Origin of the sequence: Parafrankia sp. EAN1pec (assembly GCF_000018005.1) — a bacterium.
Classification (GTDB): Bacteria; Actinomycetota; Actinomycetes; order Frankiales; family Frankiaceae; genus Parafrankia; species Parafrankia soli.
This window is the reverse complement of sequence record NC_009921.1, coordinates 5,210,135-5,235,377: the sequence shown is the minus strand read 5'-3', so window position 1 is coordinate 5,235,377 and position 25,243 is coordinate 5,210,135. Positions and strand designations below refer to the sequence as shown.

General features: G+C 65.9%; 22 protein-coding genes and 9 pseudogenes. 18 read left to right on the top strand and 13 right to left on the bottom strand.

The window, feature by feature from the left end; all coding sequences use genetic code 11:
* Positions 1-16 precede the first annotated feature (16 nt).
* Positions 17-595 carry a TetR/AcrR family transcriptional regulator gene (locus FRANEAN1_RS21335; RefSeq protein ID WP_020461895.1) on the top strand — a complete coding sequence of 193 codons (579 nt, stop codon included), beginning with the start codon at positions 17-19 and terminating at the stop codon, positions 593-595.
* Positions 596-934: 339 nt separating this feature from the next.
* Complete coding sequence (locus FRANEAN1_RS21330; RefSeq protein ID WP_347176699.1) at positions 935-1,978, top strand: response regulator; 1,044 nt, start codon at positions 935-937, stop codon at positions 1,976-1,978.
* Positions 1,979-2,205: 227 nt separating this feature from the next.
* Here FRANEAN1_RS21330 and FRANEAN1_RS39315 read toward each other — a convergent pair.
* From FRANEAN1_RS39315 to FRANEAN1_RS21315, 5 genes and pseudogenes are all read right to left on the bottom strand, one after another.
* A pseudogene (locus FRANEAN1_RS39315) lies at positions 2,206-2,370 on the bottom strand (BldC family transcriptional regulator); the annotation flags it as partial.
* Between the two features lie 139 nt (positions 2,371-2,509).
* Positions 2,510-2,722: pseudogene (locus FRANEAN1_RS43830) on the bottom strand (integrase); the annotation flags it as partial.
* A gap of 81 nt (positions 2,723-2,803) precedes the next feature.
* Positions 2,804-3,004, bottom strand: coding sequence for a DUF3073 family protein (locus tag FRANEAN1_RS39310; protein ID WP_083788300.1), 201 nt, complete (start codon positions 3,002-3,004; stop codon positions 2,804-2,806).
* A gap of 537 nt (positions 3,005-3,541) precedes the next feature.
* Positions 3,542-4,765 (bottom strand): hypothetical protein, encoded by a 1,224-nt coding sequence (locus FRANEAN1_RS21320; RefSeq protein ID WP_020461892.1) that lies wholly within the window; start codon positions 4,763-4,765, stop codon positions 3,542-3,544.
* A 201-nt stretch (positions 4,766-4,966) separates the two neighbouring features.
* Entirely contained in the window at positions 4,967-5,308 is a 342-nt protein-coding gene (locus FRANEAN1_RS21315; RefSeq protein ID WP_020461891.1) for a metalloregulator ArsR/SmtB family transcription factor, read from the bottom strand.
* An 851-nt stretch (positions 5,309-6,159) separates the two neighbouring features.
* Here FRANEAN1_RS21315 and FRANEAN1_RS21310 point away from each other — a divergent pair.
* The 3 genes and pseudogenes from FRANEAN1_RS21310 to rpoD form a co-directional block, all read left to right on the top strand.
* A pseudogene (locus FRANEAN1_RS21310) lies at positions 6,160-7,392 on the top strand (phosphoenolpyruvate carboxykinase (GTP)); the annotation flags it as partial.
* Between the two features lie 422 nt (positions 7,393-7,814).
* Positions 7,815-8,147: a metalloregulator ArsR/SmtB family transcription factor gene (locus FRANEAN1_RS21305; protein WP_020461889.1), complete on the top strand. Its 333-nt coding sequence runs from the start codon at positions 7,815-7,817 to the stop codon at positions 8,145-8,147.
* A gap of 326 nt (positions 8,148-8,473) precedes the next feature.
* Entirely contained in the window at positions 8,474-9,676 is a 1,203-nt protein-coding gene (rpoD, locus tag FRANEAN1_RS21300) for an RNA polymerase sigma factor RpoD (protein WP_020461887.1), read from the top strand.
* Between the two features lie 564 nt (positions 9,677-10,240).
* Here the strand turns inward: rpoD and FRANEAN1_RS39305 are convergent.
* From FRANEAN1_RS39305 to FRANEAN1_RS39300, 6 genes and pseudogenes are all read right to left on the bottom strand, one after another.
* Complete coding sequence (locus FRANEAN1_RS39305) at positions 10,241-10,450, bottom strand: twin-arginine translocase TatA/TatE family subunit (protein ID WP_020461886.1); 210 nt, start codon at positions 10,448-10,450, stop codon at positions 10,241-10,243.
* A gap of 28 nt (positions 10,451-10,478) precedes the next feature.
* A complete protein-coding gene (locus FRANEAN1_RS21290; RefSeq protein WP_020461885.1) occupies positions 10,479-11,438 on the bottom strand; it encodes an intradiol ring-cleavage dioxygenase in 960 nt (319 codons plus the stop codon).
* Between the two features lie 310 nt (positions 11,439-11,748).
* On the bottom strand, positions 11,749-12,123 hold the full coding sequence (locus FRANEAN1_RS21285) for a hypothetical protein (protein WP_157472740.1): 375 nt from the start codon (positions 12,121-12,123) through the stop codon (positions 11,749-11,751).
* A 551-nt stretch (positions 12,124-12,674) separates the two neighbouring features.
* A complete protein-coding gene (locus FRANEAN1_RS21280; protein ID WP_083788543.1) occupies positions 12,675-13,799 on the bottom strand; it encodes an integrase core domain-containing protein in 1,125 nt (374 codons plus the stop codon).
* A 295-nt stretch (positions 13,800-14,094) separates the two neighbouring features.
* The gene (locus FRANEAN1_RS41350) at positions 14,095-14,388 is read right to left on the bottom strand and encodes a hypothetical protein (RefSeq protein ID WP_020461883.1); all 294 of its coding nucleotides are present in this window, start codon (positions 14,386-14,388) and stop codon (positions 14,095-14,097) included.
* A 461-nt stretch (positions 14,389-14,849) separates the two neighbouring features.
* Positions 14,850-15,657 (bottom strand): annotated as a pseudogene (locus tag FRANEAN1_RS39300) (integrase core domain-containing protein); the annotation flags it as partial.
* Between the two features lie 128 nt (positions 15,658-15,785).
* Between FRANEAN1_RS39300 and FRANEAN1_RS43825 the strand changes: the two are divergent.
* The 6 genes and pseudogenes from FRANEAN1_RS43825 to FRANEAN1_RS43800 all read left to right on the top strand — a co-directional run bounded on the left by FRANEAN1_RS43825 (position 15,786) and on the right by FRANEAN1_RS43800 (position 17,925).
* Entirely contained in the window at positions 15,786-16,058 is a 273-nt protein-coding gene (locus tag FRANEAN1_RS43825; protein ID WP_347176698.1) for a helix-turn-helix domain-containing protein, read from the top strand.
* Positions 16,055-16,273, top strand: coding sequence for a winged helix-turn-helix domain-containing protein (locus tag FRANEAN1_RS43820; protein ID WP_347176697.1), 219 nt, complete (start codon positions 16,055-16,057; stop codon positions 16,271-16,273). The genes FRANEAN1_RS43825 and FRANEAN1_RS43820 overlap by 4 nt, the downstream gene beginning before the upstream one ends.
* A gap of 114 nt (positions 16,274-16,387) precedes the next feature.
* A complete protein-coding gene (locus tag FRANEAN1_RS43815) occupies positions 16,388-16,564 on the top strand; it encodes a transposase (RefSeq protein ID WP_347176696.1) in 177 nt (58 codons plus the stop codon).
* 252 nt (positions 16,565-16,816) lie between these two features.
* Positions 16,817-17,167 (top strand): annotated as a pseudogene (locus tag FRANEAN1_RS43810) (ABC transporter substrate-binding protein); the annotation flags it as partial.
* Between the two features lie 70 nt (positions 17,168-17,237).
* On the top strand, positions 17,238-17,567 hold the full coding sequence (locus tag FRANEAN1_RS43805) for an ABC transporter substrate-binding protein (protein WP_020461881.1): 330 nt from the start codon (positions 17,238-17,240) through the stop codon (positions 17,565-17,567).
* A 4-nt stretch (positions 17,568-17,571) separates the two neighbouring features.
* Positions 17,572-17,925, top strand: a complete 354-nt coding sequence (locus FRANEAN1_RS43800; protein WP_020461880.1) for an ABC transporter substrate-binding protein — start codon at positions 17,572-17,574, stop codon at positions 17,923-17,925.
* 639 nt (positions 17,926-18,564) lie between these two features.
* On the opposite strand, the gene FRANEAN1_RS21250 is transcribed toward FRANEAN1_RS43800, so the two are convergent.
* On the bottom strand, positions 18,565-18,873 hold the full coding sequence (locus FRANEAN1_RS21250) for a hypothetical protein (RefSeq protein ID WP_020459077.1): 309 nt from the start codon (positions 18,871-18,873) through the stop codon (positions 18,565-18,567).
* Positions 18,874-19,360: 487 nt separating this feature from the next.
* Between FRANEAN1_RS21250 and FRANEAN1_RS42435 the strand changes: the two genes are divergently transcribed.
* Positions 19,361-19,525: a hypothetical protein gene (locus FRANEAN1_RS42435; RefSeq protein WP_198145344.1), complete on the top strand. Its 165-nt coding sequence runs from the start codon at positions 19,361-19,363 to the stop codon at positions 19,523-19,525.
* Positions 19,526-19,617: 92 nt separating this feature from the next.
* Here FRANEAN1_RS42435 and FRANEAN1_RS21245 read toward each other — a convergent pair whose 3' ends face one another.
* Complete coding sequence (locus FRANEAN1_RS21245) at positions 19,618-19,932, bottom strand: hypothetical protein (protein ID WP_020459078.1); 315 nt, start codon at positions 19,930-19,932, stop codon at positions 19,618-19,620.
* Between the two features lie 451 nt (positions 19,933-20,383).
* Here FRANEAN1_RS21245 and FRANEAN1_RS21235 point away from each other — a divergent pair, with 451 nt between their 5' ends.
* From FRANEAN1_RS21235 to FRANEAN1_RS42425, 6 genes and pseudogenes are all read left to right on the top strand, one after another.
* Positions 20,384-21,301: an MHYT domain-containing protein gene (locus tag FRANEAN1_RS21235; protein WP_347176695.1), complete on the top strand. Its 918-nt coding sequence runs from the start codon at positions 20,384-20,386 to the stop codon at positions 21,299-21,301.
* Positions 21,289-21,375, top strand: a pseudogene (locus tag FRANEAN1_RS43795) (IS5/IS1182 family transposase); the annotation flags it as partial. The gene FRANEAN1_RS21235 and the pseudogene FRANEAN1_RS43795, both read left to right, overlap by 13 nt.
* Before the next feature lie 268 nt (positions 21,376-21,643).
* Positions 21,644-22,482 (top strand): annotated as a pseudogene (locus tag FRANEAN1_RS21230) (IS5 family transposase).
* Between the two features lie 35 nt (positions 22,483-22,517).
* Positions 22,518-22,619 (top strand): annotated as a pseudogene (locus tag FRANEAN1_RS42430) (IS5/IS1182 family transposase); the annotation flags it as partial.
* A gap of 605 nt (positions 22,620-23,224) precedes the next feature.
* Entirely contained in the window at positions 23,225-25,006 is a 1,782-nt protein-coding gene (locus FRANEAN1_RS21220; RefSeq protein ID WP_020460531.1) for a reverse transcriptase/maturase family protein, read from the top strand.
* Between the two features lie 109 nt (positions 25,007-25,115).
* Positions 25,116-25,238 (top strand): annotated as a pseudogene (locus FRANEAN1_RS42425) (IS5/IS1182 family transposase); the annotation flags it as partial.
* Between the last annotated feature and the right edge of the window lie 5 nt (positions 25,239-25,243).

Here is a 25,243-nt window from a genome sequence, read left to right as displayed (position 1 = left end):
TCAGTAGGCTAGCCCGGTGGCCGGACCTGAGACAAGCCCCTCCGTACGGCGTCAGGAACTGCTGGAAGCGGCCTACGTCCATGCCCTGCGCAACGGCCTTGGCGGAATGTCCCTGCGCCCGCTTGCCGAGGAGATCCAGTCCAGTCCGCGGGTGCTGCTCTACCTGTTCGGTAGCAAGGATGGCCTGATCCGCGCCTTGCTCGAGCGGGCCAGAGCTGACGAACTGGCCCTCATAGAGCAGCTCGCCGGCTCGCGTGACCGGCCGCAAGGGCTGGCGCCAGTCGCGCGTGAGCTGTGGCGGTGGCTGTCCGAGGAGGCCCATCGGGGCCTGCTCATGCTGTGGGTCGAAAGTTACGCACGCTCCCTCGTCGAGCCGGACGGGCCGTGGGCCGGCTTCGCCCAGGACACGGTCCGCGACTGGCTCGCGTTGCTCGCTGCTGCTCAGCCCCCTGAGACACGCGACACCGAGACCGGGTTCGCGCAACGCACGCTCGTGCTCTCCGTCCTGCGGGGAGCGCTGCTGGACCTGCTCGCCACCGGCGAGTCCGCCCGCGCCAACGCGGCGGTACACCTCCATCTGGCCGCGATGGGATGACGCGCGTCAGAACTCAGGCGATCTTCCTGCGTGCCCGTCGGCGGGCATACCACCACCGGGAACGGGTCCAGTTGACAAATGCCCAACCAGCAACCTGTCAAGTGCCGGATTGGATGGAGACTCGGTTGTCACGCGATGCTCCTATAGATGTCAAGCGACCCGAGGCAGCCGAGCGGAAATCTCGACGCGGCTGTTCTCGAAAACGGGGGGTTCGGTGGCGGTAGCCGCCGCCGGTACCGGCCCCGCACTCGCGCCGACACCGCGCTCGGCGGGCAGCGGGTCATCGTCGAGCTGCTGGTCCGCCAGTTCCGCTGTGAGCAGCCGGGCTGTGCGCGGATGTTGTCGCAGAACCCGGCCCGCAACCTCACAGCAAAACAGGTCGAGTACGCGCATGTCATCCATTCCGCCGGCGCCGATCTGCTGCAGCTAGTCAACGACATCCTGGACCTGTCCAAAGTCGAGGCCGGCAAGATGGAAATTCACATGGAGCACGTCTCCCTGCGTGCTCTGCTGGAGGACCTCCGGGCTACCTTCCACCCCATCACGGAGGAGAATGGTCTCGAGTTCACCGTGGACGTCGCGCCCGACGCGCCGACCGAACTGTTCACCGACTCCCAACGCGTGTCACAGGTACTGCGCAACCTGCTGTCGAACGCGGTGAAGTTCACCGAGCAGGGCTGCGTGGAGCTGCGGATACGGACGACCGAAGGCCCGGACGGGGCCGCGGGGCCCCGCAAGACGGTCGCGTTCTCGGTCGTCGACACCGGCGTCGGAATCGCGGACGACGACCTGGACCGGCTCTTCGAGGCCTTCCAGCAAGGGGAAGGCCCCACCAACCGCAGATACGGCGGCACCGGTCTGGGTCTGTCCATATCCCGCGAGGTCGCGGCGCTGCTCGATGGCGAGCTCCACCTGTCCACCGCCAACCTCGACGAGGAACCGGCCCTGACGAGAGACGTGACTGAGCCGGTGGAGCGATCACCCATCCCCCAGGCCCCTGCGCATGAAGAGCTACACGGCCGCAAGACCCTGGTGATCGACGATGACGTGCGCAACATCTTCGCCATCACCAGCGTCCTCGAGCTCTACGGCATCACCGTGATCTACGCATCCGACGGGCGGGAAGGCATCGACACCCTGCTCGCCACCGCTGACGTAGACATCGTCCTCGTCGACGTGATGATGCCGGAAATGGACGGGTACGCCACCATGACGGCCATCCGCCAGATCCCCCAGTTCGCCACGATTCCGGTCATCGCGGTAACCGCCAAGGCCATGCCGCATGACCGGGAGAAATGCCTCGCCGCAGGTGCCACCGACTACGTCACGAAACCCGTCGACACCGAAGAACTCCTCATCCGGATGGAACGACAGATCACCTGAACGCCGACCGCAGACGCGACCTTTGCTCGGGGCCTGTAAGTAGCACCTGATGACGATCACAACCGACATGACGGACACTCCCCGCTTGGCCAGCACCCTGACCAGCAGCTACTCACAAATTAAAGATCGTTAGCAGGTGTTCAGTCGGGAGTTCGGTTCAGTGGCGTCCGGAGGTGCGGATCTGGATTTTGCTCCCAGGTGGAGGGCTCGTTCGAGCCCTTGAGGGCAGCGCGTACCTCGGCCTCGCGGTATCTGCGGTGGCCGCCCAAGGTTCGGATCGATGTCAGCTTGCCGGCCCTCGCCCACCTGGTCACGGTCTTCGGGTCTACGCGAAAGAGTGTGGCTACCTCGCCAGGTGTCAGCATTGACTCGATGTTCGGCATTTGGACCATTCTGTATCCTCTCCGGCGGTCTTGTTTGACGCGATTGCCGCGGTAGTCGAACGGGTGTTCTATTGTCGGGGTGGAGCTGCTTCTCGACGGCGAGTTCCGGCTGACGTTAGCCTGGTCTGCCCGCTGTCTGTCGTCGCGCCACGACCCGATCTGCCGGTTCCAGCGTCGGGCGGTGGATCTGCCGTCGCAGCACCGCCATCTGGTGTCGCAGGACGAGGAGCTCTGCCTCTTTCCGAGTATCCCCGTGGGCTCGGAGCAGCGTCAGCCCGTGAGCGTTGCGTGTCAGGGTGTAGAGCAGGGACGGCACTATGGCCGTCCAGCCTGCCCGGCACAGGCATAGTTCGGCAGGCAAACGTACAAGTCACTGCCCAGATCGGGGCTCTGGAGCCCCCATAGGGTTTCCAGCTCCGGGGTGCGGCGCCGGCGGTTGGGCTCAGCCGGTCGGCCTCCAGTTCTCGTCCGCTGGGTCGGGGGCCTGCGGGTCTGGGGGCGGGAGTTCGTCGCGGTCGTCGTGGTCCCGGGTGGGGGCGTCTCCGAGGTCTGACTGGAGTCGGTCGAGATCCAGGTTGAGGGAGGTGTATTTGAGTTTGCGGGCGACTTTCGTGTGTTTGGCTTTCGCTCGACCGCGTCCCATGGAACGACCCCTTCCGGCCATTGTGCACCCCCGCTACGGTGCTCGTTGTGTGTGATGCCTTCTGAGAACACGAGGCGGCACGGCTCCGCCACATTCTTCGGTGTCGGTTTCATTACCCGAGGTAGTTTTGGAGTCTGTGTGAGTGTGAGGGGTGACGCCGTTTCGCCAGGGTTCTCGACGCGATCTGCTGGATCCGGTCGCGGCTTGACCGTCGTGGCGTCGATGGTGGGGAAGTCGAGCTGCCAGCGTGGTGAGGTTGTCGACCTTCTGGCATTCTTGACTTGGACGTCGCCGGGGAGGCTTGGCGGTGGCGTTGATACCGCGATACCTGCGCGTCCTTCGCAGGAAGCAGTGTGCTTGGCGGGTTCGGATAGGCCGGCCGGCGTCGGCGCAAGGTCGACATGACCCCCATGTCCCCCACGAGGCCCGCCCGCCCTGCAGCGGCGGACATGCCGACATCGCACATCGACGCACGTGCCCGACCTGTCCAGCTGTTTGACACTCCGCTTGGCTTCGTCCCTGGCCCGTGGCCCGCGTCTACTCATGTGCGGTGAGGGCGTGGGTCGCGGCGGCGGCGATGGCGGGGGTGAGGCGGGGATGGTCGAGGGGAGGCATCAGCTGTCCGGACGGGGTGTGCGCGGTCAGGGTGTGCACGGCGGCGACGCGGGCAGCCAGGGTGATGGGCTGCTGGGTGGTGACGGCTGCGGACAGCAGTCCGGGCAGGGCGTGTAGCGGCCGCGGGCCGGTGGTGGCTGCGGCGAGGGCCGGTGGTGTCTCCGGGCGGCTGTGGAGTACCGGGATACCGACGGGGGGAGCTGCTAGCCCGAGTAGATCGATGATCAGATCGATGTCGGGGGCGAGCCTGTGCAGGGGCTCGATGCCATAGGCGACCGGGTCGTAGAGAGTCAGGTCGCCGATGCGCGCCGCGACTAGCAGGCCGGCGAGGTCTCCGCCCCGAGGCGGATCGATCAGGACGACCCGGGCATGGTGGGGATCGATGGCGCGGGCTCGCAGGTGGGTGAGTGCTGCAGCGGCGACGCCGATGGCGAGGCCATCGTTGACGGCGTCCAGCAGCAGATAGGGCGCGGAGGTGAGCGCTGCGCGGACGGCGTTCACGTGTCGGATGTGAGTGTGGACTAGGACGGTGGCGGCGAAGCCTGGTGCGAGCAGCCCGATCGCGGTGGCAAGTTCAGCCGCGCCGGTGGCGGCGATCGGCAAGGGGAAGACGTCGAGTCCGGTGGCTTGATGCAGGTGGACGGCCTGGGATTCCAGTGCGGGCAGGGCGGTCGCGGACGTGAGCTGCTCGAAATCGAGGACCGCGCTTGCATCGGTGAGCAGAGCTACTCGCCGTGCTCGGCCGGTGTAGCGGTCGGTGTGCCGCGGATGTGCGGCCAGGTGGCGGATGATGCGGCGGTCCGCGTCGGCGTCCAACAGCGCCAGGTCGTGGCCTGTGCCGGTGGCGACGCCGACCCGCTGGGCGAGTTTGCCGGTGGCTGCCGCACGGAACGCGAGGTCCTCGGCGCCGAGGAGGTCAGCGCCGAGCCGGTCGCGCAGGGTGCGGGTGAGCCAGGCCAGGGTGCTGGACCCGTCGGCGTCGAGAATGATCCGGCGGGCACCGGTGGGGTCGGGTTCGTCGGCGTGGCACAGGACCGCGCCGGGCGCGTCGGCGATGATCGTCTGCACCGTCACCAGCGCCGACCGCGGGACCCGGATCCGGATGCTGTACGCCGGGTTCGCCTTGGCCGACCCTGGCGTCAGCATCTCGCCTCCGCCGGCCGCCCATGCCCGGCGGCCCGACTCAGGCCTGATGCCGCCCGCTTGATGGTGACGACACCATGACGACCTACTCCGATGATCATCAGTGTGTCGAGAAGGGGGTCGACGTGGTCAGCGTTAGTGCTGGTGAATGCAGGGCTACGCACGGTGTCCGAATCGCCGGCGGGCTCTTCGTGGTCGTCCCGTTCATGCTGGACTCGTCTCAGCCTGGTGTAGCTGGGCGAGCAGACCTTGTTGGCTGGTCAGCAACTCGGTGAGGATCCTTCGCGCGGCACGCATCAGTTCGGCCACATCCCCGCCGGCCAGCGCGTACACCACCGTCGAGCCGTCCCGGGTCGCCGTCACGATCCCCGACCGGCGCAGCACCGCCAATTGCTGGGAGAGGTTCGAAGGTTCCACCTCGATCGCGGCCAGCAGCTCCCGCACCGGCATTGGTCCGTCCGCCAGCAGCTCCAGCACTCTGATCCGGACCGGATGGCCCAACATGCGGAAGAACTCCGCCTTCGCCTGATACAGCGGTACCTGCACCAGCTCCACCGCCCTCCGCTGGGTAACCGCATCACGCCGGACAGCGCGCACGGTGTCTCGACCCGGCGGACCCGGGATCGACATGCCTGCACATGACCACGAAAGCCGCGTTAGGACGGCGCCAGGCGGAAAGATCCGCCCGTCCCCGGAGCGCCCCGCACATGATCTAACCACAATGTCGCTAATTGATGAAGTCTTCAATCTCCAGGTGATCGCCGGGAGTGGACGGTGGGAGCGAGGAGGGGTCCGCGCCGGCGATCGTGGGGCTGCCCAGTCTGTGGGGCGTCTTCGGGGGCGCGCCGCCCGGAGTCGGATGAGGTGCCCACCTTCAGCCTTGTCTCCAGCGCTGCGGGCCTCGGACTTGCGACGAGTGATGACCGGAGGCTGCGGCAGGCGCCGGGATAGCAGAGGCGGCCCGTCGAGATCCTGCCCACCGCCCCCTGGTAGCTCTCCGAGATCATGCGGCCGGGTCCTCGCAGGCGGCATGTTCCCCGGCGCGACGAACGCGGGCCTTCGACGAGGCGGCGTCGGTTGTACATGGCTGCCGCATGCGCCGTGCGCGCTCGGTCTGCACTCCCAGCTGCTGGAACAGGTGCGACGCTTCCAGCCCGACCCCGGGCACCAGCTCCTCGCCGGCCGCTCTTCAGCGCCCGGGCGCGTCGGGTGGCCAAGGGGCGGGAAGAACTCCGCCTTCAGCTGATACGGAGGCGTCGCGACACGCCTTGCTTGGGGCCGCCCGCCGGCCGGCATGCGACGACATGTTGACGATCTTTAGGGTCGATAACCTGACAACTTCGTCAGATAGACGAGGTACAGTTCAACCATCCGACAGTCTGTCGAAGGAGTGGGAGATGCCCGTCACGATCCCGGGCCTACAGCCGACGCCGACGACACACCCGGCACTGTTGGAGTGGGTCGCCACGATCGCCGACCTCACCCGGCCCGACCGGGTTCACTGGTGCGACGGCAGCGACGCCGAGTACGACCAGCTCTGCGCGGAGCTCGTCGACAAGGGCACGTTCCTCCGTCTCGCCGAGGACAAGCGGCCCGGCAGCTACTACGCCGCGAGCGACCCCAGCGACGTCGCCCGCGTCGAGGACCGCACCTTCATCTGCTCGAGGAGCCAGGACGACGCCGGTCCGACGAACAACTGGACCGACCCGGACGAGATGCGCATCACCCTGCGGGGCCTGTTCGCGGGTTGCATGCGGGGCCGCACCATGTACGTCGTCCCGTTCTGCATGGGATCGCTAGGCTCACCGATCTCCGCACTCGGCGTCGAGATCACCGACTCGGCCTACGTCGCGGTCTCGATGCGTGTAATGACCCGAATGGGCCAACCGGCACTCGACCAGCTCGGACAGGACGGCTTCTTCGTCCCCGCCGTGCACAGCGTCGGCGCGCCGCGCCAGCCCGAGCAACCCGACGTCGCCTGGCCCTGCAACGCCACCAAGTACATCGTCCACTTCCCCGAGACACGAGAAATCTGGAGCTACGGCTCCGGCTACGGCGGCAACGCCCTGCTCGGCAAGAAGTACTACGCGCTACGGATCGCCTCGGTGATGGCCCGCGACGACGGCTGGCTCGCCGAGCACATGCTGATCCTCAAGCTCACCGGACCCGACGGGAACACCCATTACATCGCGGCCGGCTTTCCGAGCGCCTGCGGCAAAACCAACCTCGCCATGCTCGTCCCGACCATCCCCGGCTGGAAGGTCGAGACCATCGGGGACGACATCGCCTGGATGCGCTTCGGAGACGACGGACGGCTCTACGCCGTCAACCCCGAGGCCGGCTTCTTCGGCGTCGCGCCGGGCACCGGCCGGACGACCAACCCCAACGCCATCGACACGATCCACAGCAATGCGATCTTTACGAATGTCGCGCGCACCGATGACGGAGACGTGTGGTGGGAAGGGCTGACCAAGGAACCCCCGGCACATCTCATCGACTGGCAGGGCCGCGACTGGACACCACAGTCCGCGACGCCGGCCGCGCATCCCAACGCCCGTTTCACCGCCCCCGCCAGCCAATGCCCGACGATCGCTGCGGAATGGGCCGGCCCGGCGGGCGTTCCGATCTCCGTTGACTGTGCCGCCTGGGAACACGAAAACCGACACGATCCGTCGATACTTCACCGACCTCGGCCCCCGCATGCCCGACGCTCTCTGGGTCGAACTCGCGGCCCTCGCCGACCGGCTGCGCTGACACCGTCTCCCACGCCTCACACCCTCCGTGAGCCAACGGGTTCGGCCGCCGCCACAGCCTGACAGCAATGCTGCCGACCGACGCCGTCCACACCCCTGCCCCCGGTGCGCCTAGCTAGCTGTGTCCTGTCGGCAGCATTGGTTTGGCCACGCCGTCTTCCATCGACAGCTGTTAGAGAGCTGAACTACGCCGCACCAATCTGATGAAGTTGTAAGGTTATTGAGTCGCGTGACGAGCTGTCGGACGGGCGCCGTGCCTGACGGATGGCTGGTAGTTGGAGGTTGGAAGGAGAGGTCGTATGGCGACGCCGCTGTACCAGCTGAAGGCGGAGTTCTTCCGGACCCTTGGCCACCCGGCGCGTATCCGGGCGTTGGAGCTGCTCAGCGAACGAGAGTGGTCGGTGAGCGAGCTGGTGCCCGAGATCGGGTTGGAGGCGTCGCATCTGTCCCAGCAGCTCGGGGTGCTGCGCCGCGCCGGGCTGGTGACAACCCGTAAGCAGGGTACGACCGTGTTCTACGCGGTGGCGTCGCCGGAGATCGTGACGTTGCTGGCGGTGGCCCGCTCAATCCTGACCGGCGTGCTACACGAGCAGGCCGACCTGCTGCGTGACCTACTCGCCACCGAGCCCTGAACATCCCGACGGAGCCAACGACCACAGCAGATCACGACCATCGAAACGATAATCTCATCTCGAGAGGATCAAGAGGCTTTCGGTCGCGACCCAGCCAACAACCAATGCTTGGAATGACCGTCCACTTCTCACAGACATCGCTACATTTCGCCACGTGGAGAGGATCTGCTCGGTGGTCGACACTCTGAGCCCCTCGTGCCTTCCTGGACTCCGCAGGTGCCACGATCTGCGTCCTCGCTGCGGGCCCGTTCCCAGTGGAGACTTAGAATATGGCTGGGTCTCCTGGAAACATCTGCCGCCGACGCTGAGCATAGGTGCTGACTGACATGGGCCGGTCTTTCCGCGGACATGAAGATGCGCCGCCCACGGATCTGAGCGCCCCCGACGAAGCCGCGGAGGAAAAGATCCGATCCCTCATCGCCCGGGGTAAGGAGAACGGTTTCGTCACCCCGGACGACATTGCCGCTGCGCTACTCGCAGCGGAGCTGCCGCCAGAGAGCAGCGACGTTGTCCTACGGCTACTCGCGGAGGACGGCATCGAGGTCCTCGACGAGGTGGGCGGGGACGCTTCAGACATGCCTAGCCGGCGTCGTGAGGGAGAGGAACTTGCGCTTACGACGCCACCCTCGGACCCGGTACGGATGTATCTCAAGGCCATCGGCCGGGTGCGGCTGCTGACCGCAGAGGAAGAGGTCGACCTAGCGAAGCGGATCGAGGCGGGTCTGTTCGCCTCCGAGAAGCTCGCCGCCATCCGAAGGACCTCCCCGCGGCTGCGTCGGGACTTGGAGGCGATCGAGCAGGACGGTCAGATCGCCAAGCGCAAACTGGTGGAGGCGAACCTGCGCCTCGTGGTGTCCATCGCTAAGCGGTACGTCGGCCGGGGCATGCTGCTGCTGGACCTGATCCAGGAGGGCAACCTGGGCCTGATCCGTGCGGTGGAGAAGTTCGACTACACCAAGGGATACAAGTTCTCCACCTACGCCACCTGGTGGATCCGGCAGGCTGTCACGAGGGCCATCGCGGATCAGGGGCGCACCATCCGGATTCCGGTACACATGGTCGAGACAATCAACAAGGTCACCCGGATCCAGCGGCAACTATTGCAGGATCTGGGCCGGGAGCCTTCGCCGGAAGAGATCGCCACACAGGTAGACCTCGCACCGCACAGAGTGGAGGAAATTCTCAAAGTCGGACAGACACCGGTCGCCCTGGAGACCCCGATCGGCGAGGAGCAGGACTCCCAGCTCGGAGACTTCATCGAGGACAACGACGCGATTGTGCCGTTCGAAGCGGCAAGTTTCGTCCTCCTGCAGGAGCAAATCGACTCGGTCCTACACACGCTGTCCGAGCGGGAGAAGAAAGTCATCCAGCTCCGGTTCGGTCTGACTGACGGCCAGCCTAGGACGTTGGAGCAGGTAGGCCGGGAATTCGGGGTGACCCGGGAACGGATCCGGCAGATAGAATCAAGAACACTGGCGAAGCTAAGCCACCCGGCGCGTTCACAACGGCTACGCGACTACCTGGTATAGCCCTGCTTCAAGCGAGACCGCAGTCACGGGGTCTGACGTCCGGCTAAGGGCGAGGGCCCGCGCTGGTGGCCGGCGTCATCGACTGATGGGTCGAGGTGCACTCCATCCGCCATTGACGGTACCGGAATCCGCGGCGCGCTGCTGCGGTCCGAGGAAACAGCGCATGCCAGGCCTGTGGGGCTCCGAAATTCGGGTTTCGGCCTGTGAGCTGGCCTTTGTGGTTGACGTGGTCGTCGGTGGGAGGTGTCAGGCGGCGTTGCGGTACTCGTTGATCAGCCCGCCGAGGATGCGTGTGCGATGGATGGTGGACTCCGAGGTCGGGGTGACCACGGGCGGCGAGTCGGGTGGGTGCTGGCCGGAGAAACGGTGGGGCCGATGGTGTTGAAATGCTCGGCGTACGAGCGGCCGAGTAGGACCAGCCAGCCACAGACTCGAACGAAGATCAGGTATAGCAGGCGCACGGACGAGCCATCTTCCGGTCTGAAGACCTCGCCGCCTGCCAGCGGGGTGCTCCAAGGCCGCCACGGAGACAGCCCGGAGGCCTCTTCGGGAGAAGATTCCCGATCAAGATCGGTTGCCATCGCTGGATGCAACAGACCCGTCTTGTGGGGATGAGGGTGAGGCGGGGGTCTTGAGGTGCAGCTCGTGCACTTCATTTTTGAAGATCTGTAGGGATTGGCCCAGCGACCGTGCGGCGTCGGGCAGTTTCCGGTAGCCGAAAAGCACCATGACGGTGAGCATGATCAGGCCGGTCTCAGCGGCTCCGAGATTCATGGGGTGTCCCGGTTCGATGAGGGGTTGGTCAGCTCGATGTGGCCGGCGGCTGACCACCTGGCCCGCCGGACGGCGGCTGGCCGCCGCCCCCTCCGGGGGCTTGGCCGCCGCCGCCGGGGGTGGTGGCGGTGTCGACGCTGACAGGAAGGGAGACGGTGTAGCCGCCGGTGACGTCGCCAGTCACGGTGGCGAGTTGGCTGGCGCCGGAGTCGTCGCCGAAGACGTTGTCGCTGGAGAGGCTGACCTGGGCCAGGTTGCTCACGGACGCCTCGTAGCCCTGCTGGGCGTAGACCGTGGTGCAGACGTCTTGGGGGAGTGCGACCTGGGAGGTGGCGATGGCCGTGGTGGCGTCGGTGATGCTGCCCTGGTCGGGGTAGACCTCGAAGTGGATGTGGGGCCAGCGTCCTGAGTAGCAGGCGGGGAAGATGCTGGTGAAACGGACCGTGCCGGCGGTGTCGGTGATCTGGACGCCACGCAGATAGTTCTGGTCGGTGACGCCGTCGGAGTACAGCGAGTAGCGGCCCTCGCGGTCGCAGTGCCACACGTACACGGCCACCCCGGCGAAGGGCGTGCCACCGTTCGCGAGGTCGCGGACCGTCAGCGCCAGTGTCATGGGGACGCCTTCGGCGGTGCCGGTCGAGTCGCCGAAGCTGGACCGGATGTCACTGCGGACCACACCGCTCTGCTCGAGGACGTCCGGCCCGTTGGACCCGTCGCCCGGGTAGGGGCCCGCGGTCTCTTCGGGGATCTCCCCTGCAACCGCGGACGCCGTAGCAGCGGACGCCCCCGAGGACCCGACCTGGCCTGGAGTGCAGGCGGCTAGGCTTGCTGCCGCGGCACCCACACCGAAGAAGGCCAGCATCCGCCGCCGGCTCACCACCGTGCCCATGTCGAAGCCCAGCCCCTGATCGACGATCTCCTCCTCAGGACGGGCCAGTGCACGCCCCTCGTACGTCGGCATCCGGCTTGGCTGCTGACGGTCCGCCATGTGCGCTCCCTCTGAGATCGGCTGATCCTGTACCGCCACCGTGGTGGGACAGCCCTTGCCTACGCTGTGCATCCCCTGTGTCAAAGCTGTGCATGTCTATATCGGGGCGGTGTGTCCCGTCCGGCTGGAGCTGAGGGTGCCTGGGGTGTGATCCCGTCCAGCCGTGCGAGCTGAGGCCGCCGACGGCACGGTGCGCGGTCGATGTCGCTGCCGATCGCGCGAATGGAAACGGCCGACCAGCGGCGATGGCGGATGGAATTTCGGCACGAGGGACATCGCTCGGATGGCTGGTCCCGCCTCGGACAGCTGATTAGGTTCCGAAGCTGTCGAACGAATCGTCGTACGGCAACGTCTCGTCGGCGAGCATGCCGTAGGGCGCACCACCCGAGGTGCGGCCCACCACGAAGAACGACCTGCCGTCCAGTGTGGTCCACCACTCGTCGTCGGCCTGGTCGCCGACATGCTCGGCGTGACCGCGTGGGGTCGCCGGGGGGCGCTGTGCCCAGTGATGCGCCGAGTCGGGCAGCGCGAGCCCGAGTGCGGTGAGGTCGTCGTAGGCGGTGTACCGGTCGACGCCGTACCGCTTGGCGTAGCTTTTCACGGTGATAACCGCGCCGGAACGGATCCACTCCCGTGCCGAGTCACGGCGTTGCCGCTGGCGCATCCCGTGACGTCGCGGTTGCACGCTCGGATGTTACCGCCGGCCGGGTGTCGTGGCCGCCCGAGAGACAGGCGGCGAGCCCGGTCCGTACGCGCCGTCGACGAAGGCGCCACGCACCGCACGAGCGCGATGAACAAGCACCCTGCCGGGCACGCGATGCGCGAAAAGTAGTGCGGCCCCGGCATGGCCCTGCGACGGGCCTTGGCGTGTCTCGTCCGACCGGCATGGCACGGAACCGCACCCGCATCTCGGTGACACTCAGCTACCGACTGCTGTATCCGACTCGGGGCAGATCCGTGCGCCGGGTCGCGCGGCTGTGACGACGGAGCTTTAACGAAATCCCTTTGTTCTCCACGGTTTGACAGCCGCGGCACGGCCCGTGGACCAGCGGTCGGTATCCGCCTCGATGGGCGCGTGGCCGGGTAGCTGTGTCGTGGCTGGTCGGGCTGGCACGGGTCACTGCGATCCTGCGTCGGCTCGGCTACGACATCGACGAGTTCACCCGCGCCCGCCGGGTCTCCGACCTACACACATACGGTCCGTCACGATCTGCCGCGGACGCCGCGGTGAGCGCGCTACAGCAATCGTGCCCGAGAACAGCAACGAGGGTGTGGGGCTCCAGAACTTGGGTTTCGGCCTCTGATCTGCTCTTTTGCAGCTGACGTGATCGTTTGGGGGCGTCGCCAGGCGGCGTTGCGGTACTCGTTGATCATGTCGCCGAGGATGCGTGTGCGACGGACGGCGGACTCCGGGGTCGGTGTGACCATCGGTGGCGGGTCGGGTGGGTGCTGGTGGAGGGAGCGGCGGGGTCGGTGGGTGTTGAAATGCTTGGCGTAGCTGCTGAGGACCGACGTGAGGTGCTGTTCGGAGACGATCAGTAGTCGGTCGGTGCATTCGCGGCGGACGGTGCCGACCCAGCGTTCCGCGATCGTGTTCGCTTTCGGTGACTGTGGCGGTGTGCGCATCACGTCGATGCCGGCCCCGGCGAAGGCAGCGTCGAACGAGGCCGTGAATTTCGTGTCGCGGTCACGGATGAGGAGCCGGAACCGGTGGCCACGCTCGTCGAGGTCCATCAGCAGGTTCCGTGCCTGCTGGGTGACCCACGCCGTGGTCGGGTGTTTCGTGGCCCCGAGGACGTGGACGTGGCGGGTGGTGTGTTCGACGACGAAGAGCACGTGGATCCGTTGGAGGAACACGGTGTCCACGGTGAAGAAGTCGCAGGCCAGCAGGCCGGAGGCCTGGGCGGACAGGAACGTGCGCCAGGAGGTGTCGGCCCGGCGGGGTGCGGGGTCGACACCGGCGCGGTGCAGGATCCGCCAGACAGTGGCGACCCCGACCGTGTAACCCAGCCCGACGAGCTCGCCGTGGATCCGGCGGTGGCCCCAGGTCGGGTTCTCCCGTGCGAGGCGCAGGATCAGCTCGCGGATCTCCCGGCGGACCGGTGGCCGCCCAGGCGACTTCCGCGGGTAGGTCCATTGGCGTGCGAGGAGTTCCCGGTGCCAGCGCGGCACGGTGGCGGGGGTGACGAAGAACGAACCCCAGCGGGCCCGGGGCAGCAGCCGGGACAGCGCCGCGAGGATCAGCCGATCCGCCGGTTCCAACGTCGGACGGTTCACCTGCCGTCGCAGTACCGCCACCTGATGTCGCAGGACAAGGAGCTCCACGTCCTTCGCGGTGTCCCCACGGACCCGGAGCAGCATCAGTCCGAGAGCGTTGCGTGTCAGGGCGTAGAGCAGCGACCACACCCCATTCGTGCCCGACACGGGTCCTGCCCCGCAGGCAAACCGCAGGTCACCGCCCAAATCAGGGTTCTGGAGCCCCACAGGGCCAGCACGGTGACCGCGGCATGCACATCGACCGCCAGGCCCGGCACCAGCGGCGCCGGTGCCGGGCCTGGCGGGACGCAGCGCCGGATCGGTGCTTGTGCACCCCGGACGCTCGGGGAAGGCGAGAAGTTCCTGGTTCTCAGCGGTACCTGTCAGTGCGACGTGCGCGTCAAAGCTTCTTCCCGAAACGGTAAAGAGCGCCGCCCTTGGTCGCGATAAACCGAGTCGGAGTGACGAAGAAGACCTCGAACGAGTCGCTTACCGTGCCGGCGCCCGCTTTCAGGTTCTCGCAACGGATCCCGTTGCTGACCTCAGGGATCGCCGTGTAGCCGCCGACCCAAAGCGTTCCGGCGTTCATGGCCTCCTGATGGAACTCCCACGGAGTGGGGTGGAAGCTACCGATAGCGCCGTTGTCATCAAACGCGGCGACTGACCACTTCGTGTTCGCAGGACTGAACGGCATGATGTAAGTTCTCCCCGCTTCTCGGTGCCCGTGTATCTCATGCGCGCATGGCGTTGACCGTGATTCCTGAGAGCTTCACCGGTGGCAGAAGGAAATTTCTGCTACTCGCAGTGGGCTAGATTTCCGTGTCCAGGTTAGAGCTCTGTCGAGCTAGCCGTGGATGAAGTCAAAAGATCGATTACTTTGTGAGTGGAACCTTCCCACCCCCGCGCGGCGAACGGCCGATGCGACGTGGAATCTTCTGTCGGATAGTTCGATTCTCTGCTATGGCCAGCCCCCTCCAGAAGTCAGCCCACACGTTACCCCTCCCGACGGCCGCTGATGAGGGGTCATCAGCCGTCGATCCCAGCCTGGCAGAAACCAGGCACGTATGGGGAGACTTCTCAAAAATTAGACACCTCGCAAATAACGCATCACCCTGTGGGGTGCCAGAACTCGGACACCGGCGTTGACCTGGGGTTTTAGGCTGCTCGTTCGTATTCGTTGATCAAGCCGCCGAGGATGGGCTGGCGTTTGACGCGTTCCTGGGTCAGGTCGGCGATGGGGTGGTCGGGTCGTGGTGGTTGAAGGTCGCGGCCGCGGTGGGGTCGCCGTCCGTTGTAGTGGGCCGCGTACTCGGCCAGGACGGTACGCAGATGCCGCTTGCCGAAGATCAGCATCCGGTCGGTGACCTCGGTCCGGACGGTGCGGACGAACCGCTCAGCGTAGGCGTTCGCGCGGGGGGTTCGGGGTGGGATCTTGATGGCTGTGATGCCGGCGTCTGCGAGGACTGCGTCGAAGGAGGCGGTGAATTGTCCGGCGCGGTCGCGGATCAGGAATTGGAAGTCGGCTGTCCGGTCGCCGAGGTCCAGGAGGAGGTTGCGGATCTGTTGGGTGGTCCATGGTCCGTCGGGGTGGGCGGTGATCCCGAGGATGTGGAGGGCGCGAGCCGACCTCTATGACGAAGAAGCAGTACAGACGCTGGAGCGTCACCGCGCAGTCCACGTGGAAGAAGTCCACGGCCAGCATCGTCGACGCCTGCGTACGCAGGAAGTGCCACCATGTGGTGTCGGTCTGCCGTTTCGGTGCCGGGGCAGCCCCAGGGACTTCAGGACCCGGCGGATCGTGGAGGCGCTCAACCCGGTGGCCGAGTGTGGGGAGCTCGCCTTGGATCCGCTGGTAGCCCCATGTCGTGTTCTCGGTCGCGAGCCGTTCGATGAGGGTCGCGATCTCCGTGCTGATCGGTGGTCGTCCTGTCCGCTGCGGGTGGGTCCATTTCCGTGTGATTATCGACCTTGAATCTGCAGGGTGGCCTTCGGCTCGTGGGGTAGTCCGCGTGTATGAGGTATCCCGATGGTGGCGGGTTGACGGATGCCGGCCGGGCCCGCCGTGAACGGGTCCGTTTGCAGGCCGCGGCGATGTTTTCCGAGGGTCTGTCCCCGCCGCAGGTCGCCGTACGGCTGCGGGTGTCGCGCAAGTCGGCCCATGCCTGGCAGCAGGACTGGTGTGCCGGCGGGGTCGAGGCGTTGCGGTCGACCGGACCGGCGTCGCGCTGCCGTCTGGATGGCGACCAGCTGGCCCGGCTGGCTGTCGAGCTGGACCGCGGGCCGGCCGCACACGGCTGGACCGTGGATCAGCGCTGGACCCTGTCCCGGGTCGCGCTCCTGATCGAAGGATCGAAGGGCTGTTGATCGAAGGGCTGTTCGGCGAGTCCTACACGCTGACCGGGGTCGCGAAGCTGCTGCACCGGCTGGGCTACTCCGCGCAGCGCCCGGCCCACCGGGCCGTCGAGCGCGACGAGGCCGCGGTCACGACCTGGCAGCGAGACGGGTGGCCGCGGGTAAAAGAACAGCCGCGGCCCGCGGCGTCTGGATCTGCTTCCTCGACGAGACCGGCCAGTCGCTGAGACCACCGAAGGCACGGACCCGGGCACGCCGCGGCCGCACCCCGGTCGTACCGGTCTCCGCCCGCCGCCCGCCGCGGGTCGCGATCGGTCGAACACCACGACGACTGGCTGGACGTGTCCTGGCTGCCGGCGTACACCCCCGAGCTGAACCCGGTGGAAAGCCTGTGGGCGCATCTGAAGACCGGAGTGCTGGCCAACCTCACCGCCCGCAGCCTGGACCACCTGATCCGCGTCATCAGGACCGCGATCAAACGCCTTCAGTACCGCCCCGACCTGCTACGGGGCTCCTGACCGGAACCGGCCTACAACTCGAACCCCCATAGCCGGTCACCTCACGAATACAACATCAGTAAATATTACTGAAGGGTAGACGGTGTTGGTAGGCAGGAATCGAGGGCTTATGCCATTTTGTCGTCCACGGCGGCTGAACGCTGCCGTCAGTGTGATCGCGATCAGCGGCCTGACGAGTGTGGTGGCAGCCTGCGGGATCATGGGCGGGGAGAGGGGTCCGGGCCAGCAGCCGAGGGCTGTGCGACACCTGGTGTGACCTCGACCCAGGTCACTCTTGGAGCGGCCATTGACGACACGGGGATCGGCGCGGGTCTCCTCGCGGCGTTCCGCGCCGGGATCGATTCCCGTCTCGGCGTGGCGAACGACAACGGCGGGGTCAACGGCCGGAAGGTCGTCTATGAGTGGAAGGACACCCAGTCCGACCCGTCGTCCACCCAGAACGCCGTGCGCGAACTGGTCGAGACCAAGGGCGTGTTCGGCATCATCCAGGGCTCGATCATGGCCCTCAGCTCGGCGGACTACGTCGAGGAGCACGGCATCCCGGTGGTCGGGCCCAGCATGGACGAGTCCTGGCCAGACCACCCGAACATGATCAGCTGGTTCTACGTCCAGTCCTCGAGATCGTCCGTCAGCACCTGGGGTGACTTCGCGCGGTCCCAGGGGGAGTACCCGCGTGGCCATCCTCGGCCTGGCCCTCAATTCAAGCAGCGTGGCCTACCGGGCTCAGCTACAGGCGAGTATGGACTCAGCAGGGATCCCGGTCGTCCTCAACCCGGACGTGACGGTCAATGCCACCAGTTTCGACCGACTGGCGCAGGAGTTGAAGGCCGCGAATGTCGACATGATCACCGGTGCGGTGACCCCCGACGTGCTGGCCCAGCTCATGCCGGCTGTGCGCAACGCCGGCCTCCAGCTGAAGCTGGTGATGACACCCACGGGCTACGACCCTGCCCTGCTCCAGCGACTCGGCCCGGCAGGTCGCCGGAACGACGATCTACATTGATTTCGTGCCGTTCGAACTGAACCTGCCGGCCCACCAGACATTCATCTCCGCCATGGCCCGGTACGCACACGAGACCCAGCCGATGCAACAGCAGAGTGCCGTGTATGGATGGATCTCGGCCGACCTGTACCTGCGCGGGCTGCAGGACGCCGGCGAATGCCCGACCCGCGAGGGGTTCATGAACGCGTTGCACGCCGTCCACGATTACGAGGCGGGCGGACTCCTGTCCAGCAAGGTCGACTTCGCGACCAACATCGGGCAGCTCAGCACCTGCTACCAGTTCGTGCAGATATCCCAGGACGGAAAGGAGTTCATCCCGCTCAACCCCAGCCAGCGCTGCGGCAGCAGACTGAACTGACCGCCGTCCGGCGTCGTCACGCAGCTGGTTCTAGGGGTGTCCCTGAGGTGCAGATGACGCGTGCCGGTGGCTTCAGGTGCGACGTCCACGGTCATAGGTTGCGCATGGGACGGACTGCGACGGCTATCGAACTGCTTCCTCATCCGGACGGACTGTTGCGTCCGGTCGGGTGGGGCAGCCGGCATGATCGAGTGATGGGGCGAGGTGCAGCCCGTCCGCTGGTGCCGGTGTCGGAGTTCGCGGGGGTTCCGGTTCCCGCTGCCGCGCTCCGATGCGTCAGCATGAACGCCTCGTCCGCCGACGTCAACGTGAAGTAGCGGATCAGCTCAGCTCGGTTGATCTCCGGGAAGCCCCGCAGGTCGGCGACACGGATTTCGGTGTCGCTGGTGAAGGGGCCGGCACGGTGGTTACTCTCGCCGCGTTGTCCTTCGAACCGGCGACGTTGACCCGGCCACTGTCCGGCAGATCGGTGGTCGGGTCTCCCTGCTCAGCCGCTGATCGGCGGGGTTGAGCGGCGACACGGTCGGCGGTGGCGTTCAGTTCGGCTTCGGGCCGGTAGCCTGCCGCTGTCCTCGGGACACGCGCGGCGTGGCTCCACCTGCTACCCCCCTTGCGGGTGGGGCTACGCCGTGTCCAGGGTCAGGGCCCGCGCGCGACGTGCAGATCAAGGGCTGCCCTGTGTAGGGCCTGGGCAAGGTCCTCGAGCCATGCCCGTGCGGCGGGCAGCGGATCGGTGCCGGCGTACGTGTAGACGGTCCACATGCGCTGGTTGCAGAAGGCGGTGTCGTCCTTCGCGTGGTCGCGTCGCCGGACCTCGGCGATCGGTGCGAGTGTGGGCAGCTCGTCCAGGATGCTCTGCACCTCGGCGCGTGCCTGGGCGCGGGTCAGCCCGCCCAGCCCGTACATGGGGCGGAGCAGGTGGTCTTCCGTCGCGATCTCGACCTGCATGAAGTTTCAGGCCGTCTCCGGCATCGGGGTGTTTCGCTGCGGGTCTGGTGCCACAAAGGAATGAGTACTGTCTGTTACGCGCCGGGAGCGATGTGTGTGGTGCCCTGACGTGTATGTCAGGGCGCCGGTGCTCCGGGGCTGCCGTTCAGCGCTTGATCTAGCCAGACCTCGACCATTCAGGATCCGTGCCTGGGTAGCAGGCTTGCAGAGACACGCCGGTCAGCGGCGGTAGCGCCGGTCCCGCTCGGTGTCGTAGCCGGGCGACGAGGCCACCCGTGAGGACTGGACGTCGTCGGCCAGGCCCCGGCCTGCCGCCCTGATTGTCGCTCACCGCACCGAGTCCAGCCCCAGATTTAACACAGGCGAAGCCTGGCTTCAATTTTCGGCGAATCGGGGTATGCGAATCTGGCATGCACGGCATCCGGGTCAGCCCACGCCGGCGGGGTGGCTCGGCACGTGCTCGACATCCTCGAAAGGCGGTGTTCCCATGGTTTATGTCGTCAACATAGCCGCGCCGATTGACGAGATTCCTACCATGGAAGAAACCGATGTGATGCTGAACAAGCTGTGCCAGCTTCCGCGCACCACGGACACGACCACGATGATCGACGATCTTCTGGAGTTCCGTTCGCTACTCGACGCAACGCGTTGACAGCGCGCGCCGAGTAGCGAACGAAAACCGGGCCGCGCACCGGCGCAGGTCATGTTCTTGCGGGTGCGTCTGTCCGTCTGGCAGGCGGATGGTTACTGCTGGGAGCCGAACCGCTGGCCCTGCTGGCCCTGGCCGCCCTGCTGGCCGCCGCTGAAACGCTCGCCGGAGGGTCCGATCTGGCCTCCTCCGACACCCGCCAGCTCCCGGAGACGGTTCTCGACGTAACGCTCACTGTGGTTCGTCTTGTCCGCGATCCGCGCGACGAGGTCATTGATGTCGGTCGCGGCGTCGAGGTCCGCCGTGCTGATCTGACCGAATTGGTCGAGGATGTTGTAGCGGAGCTGCCGCCAGTTCTGGCGCAGCTGCTGCTCTACCTGCTGGCGCTGCTGATCCTGCTGCTGGGCCATGTAATGATCCCCTTCTTGATGGTCATTTTCCAGGTGCGGTGAAGGTGCGGGAGGAACGCTACCTCAGCTGGTTCCGGCAGCGCGAAACCAGCGCGGGAATCGGAATGTATACGCGCAGCCCAGGGTGTCTTCCATCGAACTTCCCGCCGGACCCATGCGCGCGATCCATACGGAAATACAGGCCATAAAATCCACCTGTGGGGTGCCAGAAGTCGACCTGAGCCTGTGACCGGGCGTGACGCGAAGGTATGGCATCGACGGCATGATGGTCGGCTGTATCCCGCACGTCTGCTGCATCTGATCTTCGTACGGGTACGTAACCGGCTTGTCCTGCTCGGCCGTTCATCGGCGTCCAAGGACTTGGAACTGCTGGTGTTACGACACGAGGTCGGCACCAGCGTGCCGTCCGGGCGCCTCGTGGCCCTCGTGTGATCCTTCGTGTTGCCCAGGGGTGGTCTGCCTCGCCGGGGCCGGGATTCCACCGCAGGGAAGCGATAGGAATCTCTGCGACAGTGAAGTCGCAAAACGGGGAGTAGCGGTGAATGGCATGGGTACCGCAGCAAATCCGACCGTGGTAAGCCTCGCGGCCGCCCACCCCCATCTGGATGCGTCCTACAACCTGTATTTCGTCGGACTTTCCTATGGCTTAGCGGTGCTCGGCTCCTTTGCGGCCCTGGCCAGCGCGACCCGGATCCGGGAGTACCGCGGGGCCAAGCGGCTTGGCTGGGCGGCGGTGACGGCCCTGGCGCTGGGTGGCGGCGGGATCTGGTCGATGCATTTCGTCGGGATGGTCGCCTATCACATCGAGGTCCCCGTCAGCTTCGACCTCCGGATCACCCTGCTGTCGCTCGTCATCGCGGTCGCCGTCTCCGGGGTGGGAATCTGGGTGGTGGCCGCAGACCCGTTCAACACCGACAGGCTCGTTCGTGGCGGCATCTTCGCAGGGCTGGGTATCGCGGCGATGCACTACACCGGGATGGCGGCGATGCGGACCGCCGGGGCGATCGACTACAGCCCCAGCTTGGTGTTGATCTCTGTTGTCATCGCCACAGTGGCCGCCACTGTCGCCTTCTGGATCGCGTTCCGTGTCGGCGGCATCATCCGGGTCCTCAGCGCATCCGCGGTCATGGCTGGCGCGGTCTGCGGGATGCACTACACGGCGATGGCGGCAACCCGTGTCACGCCCGATCCGAGCCTGTATCCACAGGTCGGATGCGACCCGTTCACGCTGGGCATTCTCACCACGTTCGGGTCGACCATCGTGCTGATGTTCATCATCGTCACCGCGCTCGGCGGTGTCACCAGCCCCGAGTTCCATGTCCGCAGAATCTGGCAAGACAGGATCTTCGTCTCGTCTCAGAAGCCGTGATTGATCTTGCGATGATCGACCTCATGGCCCGCCGCGCCACCGGCGAATCAACCCCAACCTGGCGAGGAACCTAAACCCGAATCAAGCAGAACCCGCAGGATCAAACGCCCTGTTAGAGGGCGTTCAGGTAGCCCTGATGAGGATAATTCGTTTTTGGGTCCGGCGCTTTTTGATGTGTTCTGCGCCGTAGGAGCATGTTCGTGTACCCCGAGACGATGATCGGGGTGTCCGTTCAACCGGTAGATGCTCCTCGGATTCCGTCTGGTGTGGTGATGAGATGGAAGCTCCCGACTGGTCGAACGGACACGTCCGGTCACACGGTTTGAGGTATGAGCGTCTGTCGTGAACCAGCGCAAGCCGTACCCTGCGACCTGTCGGACGCCCGGTGGGCGCTGATCGCCCCGACCCTGCACACCTGGCGCCAGGCCCGGCTCGACCGCCGGCCCACCGGCCAACCAGCCCAGGTCGAGCTGCGTGAGATCTTCAACGCGATCCTGTATGTCAACCGGACAGGGATCGCCTGGAAATATCTGCCCCACGACTTCCCGCCGCACGGCACCGTCTACTTCTACTTCGCCGCCTGGCGGGACGAGGGAATCTTCGCCCAGCTCAACTACGACCTGACCGGCCTGGCCCGAGCCAAGGCCGGCCGCACCCCCGAACCGACCGCGTGCATCCTCGACACCCAGAGCGTCAAGACCTCCACCAACGTGCCCCTGAGCAGCCAGGGCACGGACGCCAGCAAGAAGATCGTCGGCCGGAAGCGAGGCATCGTCACCGACACCCTCGGCCTGATCCTCGCCGTGACCGTCACCGCCGCGCATCTGTCGGACAACACCATCGGAATACGCCTGCTCGACCAGGCCAAGAACACCTACCATGCGATATCCAAGACCTGGGTCGACACCGGCTTCAAAAACACCGACATCGAACACGGGGCCACCCTCGGCATCGACGTCGAAGTCGTTCCCAGAAAAACCGGGACCCGCGGCTTCCACGTCGTGAAACGACGCTGGGTCGTCGAACGCAGCCTGGGCTGGCTCATGCTGCGCCGCCGCCTGGCCCGCGACTACGAGAACCTCCTCACCAGCTCCGAAGCGATGATCCACATTGCCGCGATCGACAACCTCGTCAGGCGCATAACGGACGAGACCACCCCAACCTGGCGAGGCACCTACTAAAACATAAGCCGTAATTGGGGCAGATCAAACGCCCTCTGATCACCGACGCCAGCGGGGTGCCGCTCGCCGCGATCGTGACCGGCGGGAACCGCCACGACGTCACCCAGCTCATCGGGCTGGTCGAGGCGATCCCCCCCGATCATCGCCCGCCGCGGGAAACCCCACGGCACCGGCCTGGGCCGCCAGCGCTGGCCCGTCGAGCGCACCTTGTGCGCCGCGAGGCGCTCTGTTGTATCCCCGGCTGAGCCGGGAGGGACTTGGAGGGAGGTTCCTGGGCCGGATGGCTGACCTGGATCCGAAAGGTGAAGGGGACAACAGCATGCCATGATTCCCGGCGGCCGGGTCCAGTGGTCAGGGACGGTGCGCCGGGTGGGCCCGCGTGATACGGCGAAAGCTTGATTGCCTGAATCCCAATCTCCAGTCGATGCAAGTTCCCATCCACCGGAAAGACCATTGAAACCGGTGCCGTGCTCTGCGTCGGAGTCCAAGGTGGCCGATGCAACCTCCGGAGTGCGGGGCGACACCCAGCGAGGGTGTTCAAGGAGATAAGTGGGACGCCTACGTCACGCTGTCACGTACAACAGAGACGAACGCGGGATCGCCTACCGGGGCGCGAGCCCTATGGCGACGGAGGCCTCGTAGTAGTCGCCGGAGTCACGACCGGCCAGGGAGGGCGGGAAAGCCGCCTACAGGGCGAAGGGGGCCAGGTGATCGGACACCCAAGACTCGGGAGGTATGCGTAATGCAGAGCGCCGCAACGGTGCTGGGTGTCCTGCGTGAACGCGGCAAACGAGGGCTGCCGTGCGACGAACTGTACCGGCAACTGTTCAACCCACAGATGTATCTGCTGGCCTACGGGCGTATCTACACCAACCATGGTGCGATGACACCCGGAGTCACACAGGAAACCGTGGACGGCATGTCCCAGGAGAGGATCGGTCGCATCATCGATGCGATGCGCCACGAACGCTACCGATTCCACCCCGTCCGGCGAGTCCACATCCCGAAAAAGAATGGGAAGACCCGCCCGTTGGGGCTACCGACCTGGTCGGACAAGCTCGTCGGGGAAGTTGTACGCCTGCTCCTGGAGGCCTACTACGAACCGACGTTCTCCGACCGGTCCCACGGGTTCCGGCCACGGCGAGGCTGCCACACCGCTCTGCGGGAGATAGCCAACACCTGGACCGGAACAGCCTGGTTCATCGAAGGAGACATCACCGACTGTTTCGGGTCTCTCAATCACGACCTGATGATCGGAATCCTGTCGGAGAGGGTCCGCGATAACCGGTTCCTGAGGCTGGTGCGTAACATGCTACGAGCCGGATACCTGGAGGACTGGAGGTGGGGGGCGACTCTGTCGGGGGCTCCCCAAGGGGGCGTGGCCTCGCCGATCCTGTCCTCGATCTACCTGCACAAGCTGGACGAGTTCGTCGAGAAGATTCTGATTCCGGAGTACACCCGAGGGGGCCGCAGGGCGCGTAACCCTGCTTACCTCGTTCTGCAGAACGAGCTGGCCAAGGCACGCCGACGTGGTGACCGGGGCCAAGCCCGGATACTACGACGGCGAATGGTCAGCCTGCCCAGCTCCGATCCCGATGATCCGGGATATCGGCGGCTGCGTTACTGCAGATATGCGGATGACCATCTACTCGGGTTCACCGGACCGAAGGCCGAAGCCGAGGAAATCAGACAGCGGCTGGCGGAGTTCCTGCGTGACGACCTCAAGTTGGAACTGTCCGCCGACAAGACGCTGATAACCCACGCCCGTACCGGCGCGGCCCGTTTCCTCGGCTACGAGATCACTGTCCAGCACAACAGCAGCAAGACCACCCGGCGCCGTCGATCGGTCAACGGGCAGGTCGCGCTACGGGTGCCACGCGATGTGATCAAAGCTAAAAGTGTCCCCTACCTGCACCGCGGAAAACCCGCTAAGCAGAAGGCCCTGACCAACGGTAACGACTACACCATCGTCGCCACCTACGGGGCCATCTACCGGGGCATCGTCCAGTACTACCTGCTGGCCGGAGACGTCCACCGACTTCACCGGCTGCGCTGGGTCATGGAGACATCCATGCTCAAGACCCTGGCAGGCAAGCACCGCTCGTCGGTGTCGAAGATGGCAGCCAAACACAAGGCCAAAATCCAGACACCGCACGGGCCACGCACCTGCTTCGAGGCACGCATCGAACGCGACAGCAGAAAACCACTGGTCGCACGGTTCGGTGACATCCCACTCCGCCGGCAGAAAACAGCGACGGTCTCTGACCGTCAGCCGACCCGGGTGGACTATCCGCACAAGGAACTCCTCACCAGGCTCCTCGCGGATATCTGCGAAGTCTGCCAGCGCACGGGCAACGTTGAAGTTCACCACGTCCGCGCGCTCAAAGACCTCGCGGCACCCGGCCCTCTGCCGCCCCCGTGGGTCACAGCCATGGCAAACCGCAGACGCAAGACACTCGTGGTCTGCGCTACCTGCCACGGCCAGATCCACAAGGGGCGGCCCGCCACACCGCTCACGCAGTAGTCACCGGAGAGCCGGATGATCGGGAAACCATCACGTCCGGTTCGGCGGGAGGCCGCGCGGAAAAGGACCAGCCCTCGGGCTGGCACCTCGCTGCGCGGCCGACCCATCCGCCTGGCTCCACCAGTTCCGCCGGCTACGCACCCGCTGGGAACGCCGCGTCGATATCCACCAGGCGTTCCTCAGCCTCGCCTGCTCGATCATCTGCCTGCGCAAACTCCGAGTATCATTCTGAAACGA

Bases quoted from the DNA above. Each gene is read 5' to 3' on its own strand.
- FRANEAN1_RS39310 (WP_083788300.1), bottom strand. From the start codon at position 3,004: ATGGGACGCGGTCGAGCGAAAGCCAAACACACGAAAGTCGCCCGCAAA.
- FRANEAN1_RS21320 (WP_020461892.1), bottom strand. From the start codon at position 4,765: ATGCTGACGCCAGGGTCGGCCAAGGCGAACCCGGCGTACAGCATCCGG.
- FRANEAN1_RS21305 (WP_020461889.1), top strand. From the start codon at position 7,815: ATGGCGACGCCGCTGTACCAGCTGAAGGCGGAGTTCTTCCGGACCCTT.
- rpoD (WP_020461887.1), top strand. From the start codon at position 8,474: ATGGGCCGGTCTTTCCGCGGACATGAAGATGCGCCGCCCACGGATCTG.
- FRANEAN1_RS39305 (WP_020461886.1), bottom strand. From the start codon at position 10,450: ATGAATCTCGGAGCCGCTGAGACCGGCCTGATCATGCTCACCGTCATG.
- FRANEAN1_RS21290 (WP_020461885.1), bottom strand. From the start codon at position 11,438: ATGGCGGACCGTCAGCAGCCAAGCCGGATGCCGACGTACGAGGGGCGT.
- FRANEAN1_RS21280 (WP_083788543.1), bottom strand. From the start codon at position 13,799: ATGCTGCTCCGGGTCCGTGGGGACACCGCGAAGGACGTGGAGCTCCTT.
- FRANEAN1_RS41350 (WP_020461883.1), bottom strand. From the start codon at position 14,388: ATGCCGTTCAGTCCTGCGAACACGAAGTGGTCAGTCGCCGCGTTTGAT.
- FRANEAN1_RS43825 (WP_347176698.1), top strand. From the start codon at position 15,786: ATGTTTTCCGAGGGTCTGTCCCCGCCGCAGGTCGCCGTACGGCTGCGG.
- FRANEAN1_RS21250 (WP_020459077.1), bottom strand. From the start codon at position 18,873: ATGCAGGTCGAGATCGCGACGGAAGACCACCTGCTCCGCCCCATGTAC.
- FRANEAN1_RS42435 (WP_198145344.1), top strand. From the start codon at position 19,361: ATGGTTTATGTCGTCAACATAGCCGCGCCGATTGACGAGATTCCTACC.
- FRANEAN1_RS21245 (WP_020459078.1), bottom strand. From the start codon at position 19,932: ATGGCCCAGCAGCAGGATCAGCAGCGCCAGCAGGTAGAGCAGCAGCTG.
- FRANEAN1_RS21220 (WP_020460531.1), top strand. From the start codon at position 23,225: ATGCAGAGCGCCGCAACGGTGCTGGGTGTCCTGCGTGAACGCGGCAAA.